The sequence below is a fragment of the Pseudomonas sp. B329 genome (genome assembly GCF_023127835.1).
Taxonomy (GTDB): Bacteria; Pseudomonadota; Gammaproteobacteria; order Pseudomonadales; family Pseudomonadaceae; genus Aquipseudomonas; species Aquipseudomonas synxantha_A.
This window is the reverse complement of the sequence record NZ_SPKP01000059.1, coordinates 1-853: the sequence shown is the minus strand read 5'-3', so window position 1 is coordinate 853 and position 853 is coordinate 1. Positions and strand designations below refer to the sequence as shown.

The window sequence follows — 853 nt, the reverse complement described above, 5'->3', positions numbered from 1 at the left end:
TGAGTTAGTGCTGGCCCAGGCGTCGCGGTTCTATCACTTTCGCGACGGTGTATTGACTGCGGTCAGCGATGCGTATGACAACCGTCTACGCATTTTCCGTGATCATTCCGGGCGAATTGAGCGGCTGGATAACGGTGCTGGTCGCTCGCTGCTGCTGCGTTATGAGCTGGATCGCATCGTGGCGGTGGACTACCAGGTGCATCGCGCCAAAGGGCGTGAGCCCTACGTCTGGGAAACCGAGCAGAACGTTGTTTCCTACGCCTATGACGAAGACGGACGACTGGTTTGCGCGACCAATGCCGTCGGTGAAAGCGAGCGTTATCGGTACGACGATCAGCACGTCATTGTTGAGCGGCAGTTGGCCGGTGGGGCGAGTTTCTTTTGGGCGTGGGAGCGTTCCGGCAAGGCGGCACGTTGCGTCCGGCATTGGGCGAGTTTTTCGCAGATGGACACGCGTTATGCCTGGGGGGATGACGGCCGTGTCACGGTGCATAACGCCGATGGTAGCCAGGAAGTCTATGTCCACGACGACCGGGCGCGGTTGGTGCAGCGCATCGATCCGGACGGCGCGCAGCATTTCAAATCCTACGATGCCAAGGGGCGGCTGACCGTCGAACAGGATCCGCTGGGCGCGGTGACGGCCTATCAGTACGACGAAGCTGGGCGCCTGGTGGCTTTGTTTCCGGGGGATGATGAGCCGACGTCTTACGAGCATGACAACGGTTTTGTTCGGGTTGTGAGGCGTGGGGAGGCGGTCTGGAAATACGAGCGTAATAAGCAAGGCGATGTTACGCGTAGGACCGATCCTGACGGCGAGGTTACCGATTACAGCTACAACAAACACGGGCAACTG

General features: G+C 59.4%; 1 pseudogene. It reads left to right on the top strand.

Annotated elements, in window-relative coordinates:
* Nucleotides 1-853, top strand: a pseudogene (locus E4P00_RS26005) (type IV secretion protein Rhs); the annotation flags it as partial.